Origin of the sequence: Methylobacterium iners (assembly GCF_022179305.1) — a bacterium.
In the GTDB taxonomy this organism is placed as follows: Bacteria; Pseudomonadota; Alphaproteobacteria; order Rhizobiales; family Beijerinckiaceae; genus Methylobacterium; species Methylobacterium iners.
Genome location: NZ_BPQP01000168.1, coordinates 1 through 3589 on the forward strand (window position 1 = coordinate 1; position 3589 = coordinate 3589).

Genomic DNA, 3589 nt, shown 5'->3' on the forward strand with positions numbered 1-3589 from the left:
TCAGAGGTTAGGCAAGCTGCAGATAAACAAGCGTTTTTCTGCAACCCGGGTCTTTGCCGATTGGAGCCGATTAACTTTGCTCGGAGGGCGCTGCGTCGCAAACATCTTCTGCGGTACCGTCGGGGTGAGTGATGGAGCTGTGTGACGCGCGAGGAGCGGTGCGCTCGTGCCTACCTGCGGCCGGGCTAGGTGGTTGCAAGAACGGCAAAAGGTCGGAAGGCGCGCACGAGGTCACCGTTGAGCTTACCGCTCATGCCCTCAAGGATGCTGTAGGCACGCTCCGCACTCAAAGGTGTCTTGTACGGGCGCCGCTCGATCAGCGCGCCGTAGACGTCGCAGACGCTCACCAGCCGCACCAAGTCCGCGATCTCAGCGCCCCGTAACCCATCCGGGTAGCCGGACCCGTCCAGGCACTCATGATGCGAGCGCACGACGGCGAGCATCTCGTCAGAGAAGCCGCTGCCTCGCAGCATCGCATGCCCCAAGCTCGAATGCTGTTGCATGATCCGCCGCTCTTCAGGATCGAGGGCACCGGGCTTGTTGAGGATAGCCTCAGGGATCTTGGCCTTGCCGATGTCATGCAGGAGTGCGGCCTGGGTCAGTCGCTGACAATCCGCCTCGCTCAAGCCCAAGGACTGGGCGAAGCCTGACGCGAGACCTGCAACGAGCAGGCAGTGCTGGTGCGTGACATCGTCAAACCGCCACACGACCTCCAGCCAATCGCGGATGCCGGTCGTCCGTACGGCTTGCGCGACGAACTTGGTTCCGGTGGCCACAAGGTCAGGATCGACCGCACCGCCGCGCGCAGCCTCGAAGATGCGGGAGAGGGCCACATCGGCGGCAGCGATGCTGGGCGGGCATTCGGCTGGCAGCAGCGTTGGCGCGATGGTGCCGATCAGGCCTGACACGGCCTTGAGCAACTCGCTGCAAGGCGCATCAGCGCGCAAAACTTGTCTGGCGCCAAGAGCGTGAGCCTGCGCGAACGTTCGTGGTGTGTCCTCGTGCAGCAGGAAGAGATAGGGCGCGGAGTGTGCCTTCAGACGGTCGAGCTGCGAGCGCAACGCGGCGATGGTTGCGGATCGCACCAGCGACACGTCGCTCAGAACCGCTCGAAACGCTGTGGCTCCGCCGGTCACATCGCGCTGGTCGGGATCGAGGATGTCCAGAACGGCGCAAGATGCCAGAACGCTCAGGTCCCGTGCGAGGCGCTCACCGCGACCAGGTGTGTCTGTGAGGATCAGGATCGTGGGCGTAGCCAACGGACCGTCTGCAGGCGCAAGCAGAACGGTCGATGCGGGTGCCATGAAGTGCTGCCACGATCTTGGGCTTCTTCTCCCCTTAGCTCAGCACTGCTGAAGGCTTCGTCACCGCCAGTTCAGAACATGCACATTTGGAAGCAGCACCCGCTCACAGTGCCGAAGACCCACCTCTGGCTCCCACAGTCACCAGGGTGAGGGATGCGTTCGATGCCTGTGGCCGGTTCAGTTCTGAAGGCGTGAGAACGCGGCTGAAGGCTGTTGAAGAACTGCGGTGTTCGCTTCCATCACCCTGACGGCCGGAAGCGGAAGAACTGTCTCCCCCTATCGTGGTCATACGTTGCCGCTCGATCAGGCTACCCTGAAGCGGACGCTTTGAAGGTCCGACAAGGGTGGTAACCGGACCGTGGCCTTTCGCCCGGAAGCGGACGTTCGGCTTTCGACCCATTGCTGCCGATCCCGCAGGTACGGTGTGATTAAGGCCCAAAGCGAACCGTTGGAACGATCCGGAACATTCCACCTTACTGACCGAAGCAAGCGTTGCAGTGTGCTGGAGTGATGGTGGTACCTTCGACATTCAAGGGGTGCTTCCGAGTACAGCTACGTCGGCTGTTCTATGGTCATCGCTATTGTCCGTGATGCGGCCCGCGCCTCCAGGCGTGCCAATAGCTAGTTTGCGGGCCTCGTCAGCGATCAGTATCAAACTCCTCGAGGCTGCTGCGCAGCTGTGATCCTCGTCCCGAACGAGGGGACGAAGCCGGCCATGATCTAACTCAACACATCCGCTGGCAGTCTCGTCGTGACCGATGCCGCCGTGCCTCTGACTATAAACCGGCCTCGCCGGTCCAAGAGAAAGCCCGCCACAACATGAGCCGGGCGGGCTGAGCCTTGCGGCTGGGAGACTAGCTATTTCGCTGGATCAGCGTCCGCCGCCCCCGCCGTTGGCGCTACCATTCGGTACTGCACGCTCGGGCAGGTTGGCATTGCCGCCAGCTGCCGAACTCGAGGTGATGGTGTCGGCGCCGGTCGCGCCGCGTGAGACAACAATGTCTTCCGTGTTGCCCGTCGTGTTGGAGTGTCGCGTAACAATCGTCCCGGTGGTGTTGGGCTCACGCTCGAAGGGGAAGCCTTGGGCAAGAACTGGGGAGGATAAGGCAAGCGCCAGGGCGCTAGCGAGTACAAAATTGTTCATCGAAACTCCAGTGAATGTGTGACTAACAACGGACCTAGAGCCCGATTGTTTCCGCTGGAAATGACGCACCCTTCAGCATGCACGGCGCCTAGAATGATATTTCTAGTTATTTCTTTATGTTAAAATGAAAATATACCTATAAAACCGATACGAAAACTGCCGGGTGCCACACAAATTTGACGGCTTTATCCTGTGTTGCTGCATCATCGGTACGCTACAGTAAATCAGATCCTGAAGTTACTAGGAGCCCCTTATGAAGCACCACACCGACCGATTCGAACTCGATGCCGCGACCACCTCACTTGTTGTTGGTTTGGCAGCAGAGAGAGCAGACCGCCCGAGCACCGCTGCGCTTATGACGATCGAGCGACTGCGGCGGTTGGAAGAGGAGGTTCGCTGTTCGGGCACGACCCGGCAGACGCTGCAGAAGATCAGCTCGGCCCGACGCATCCTTGGTGACCGTGTCGAGTTCGGACGCTTCACAGGCCCCTTCCTCGCAGGCTGAAAACGAAGTCCGAACGTGCTCGTGCGAATCCTGACCATGAGCCAGGTTGCGTATCGGCACCATCGTGCGATCCACGATGCGCCCCGCCAACCCGTTCTTAGATCGGGCGGCGGGGCTGCTTCGTGTCTTTCGAGGCGCCGCTGCGGCGGGCATGGCACTGGCCTAGCCTAAACTCTATGCCGCCGTCGGCATCCCTTCCGGGTTAGCCGGCGGTGACCCTGTCGTCGGCCTTCTTAGCAATGCGCAGAGGCGCCCTGATCCGCTCCAGGAAAAGTGTCCCAGCCCCTGCCGACCATCGACTTCCACGGGCAACCGCGACACCGCCGTTTCCTCCGTCGACGGCGACCAAGTCATCGCGCAGGCGTGGCCGGACGGTGAACTGCTCGCCTCGATCAGCCAAGGCCTGGACGAAGCGGGATGGCCTTCACGCGAACTGGCAGCTGGTCGGCTCTACGGCCGGAATGGGTGGGAGGCGGACTTTCGCCTTTGGTCCTAGAGCGGACCTTCCGCCTCCGACCCAACCAAGTCGTACAACAGGGCACCTGTCATTCTCAGGAGCGTACATCCGCAGGCTTGGTGGCGGCGCCGGGTTTAACCTATCGCTCAAGGGACCCAAGAAGCCTGTCGTACTCGGCC

Annotated in this window: 3 protein-coding genes; 1 reads left to right on the forward strand and 2 read right to left on the reverse strand. The window is 61.2% G+C overall.

Annotation, left to right across the window (positions count from 1 at the left end; all coding sequences use genetic code 11):
• Positions 1-185 precede the first annotated feature (185 nt).
• Together MFF55_RS26595 and MFF55_RS26600 are read right to left on the reverse strand one after the other, a co-directional pair.
• Positions 186-1259: an HD-GYP domain-containing protein gene (locus tag MFF55_RS26595; protein WP_238247244.1), complete on the reverse strand. Its 1074-nt coding sequence runs from the start codon at positions 1257-1259 to the stop codon at positions 186-188.
• Between the two features lie 916 nt (positions 1260-2175).
• Complete coding sequence (locus tag MFF55_RS26600) at positions 2176-2448, reverse strand: hypothetical protein (protein WP_238247246.1); 273 nt, start codon at positions 2446-2448, stop codon at positions 2176-2178.
• Positions 2449-2701: 253 nt separating this feature from the next.
• On the opposite strand from MFF55_RS26600, the gene MFF55_RS26605 reads away from it, so the two are divergent.
• The gene (locus tag MFF55_RS26605; RefSeq protein ID WP_238247248.1) at positions 2702-2953 is read left to right on the forward strand and encodes a hypothetical protein; all 252 of its coding nucleotides are present in this window, start codon (positions 2702-2704) and stop codon (positions 2951-2953) included.
• The last annotated feature ends 636 nt before the right edge of the window (positions 2954-3589 follow it).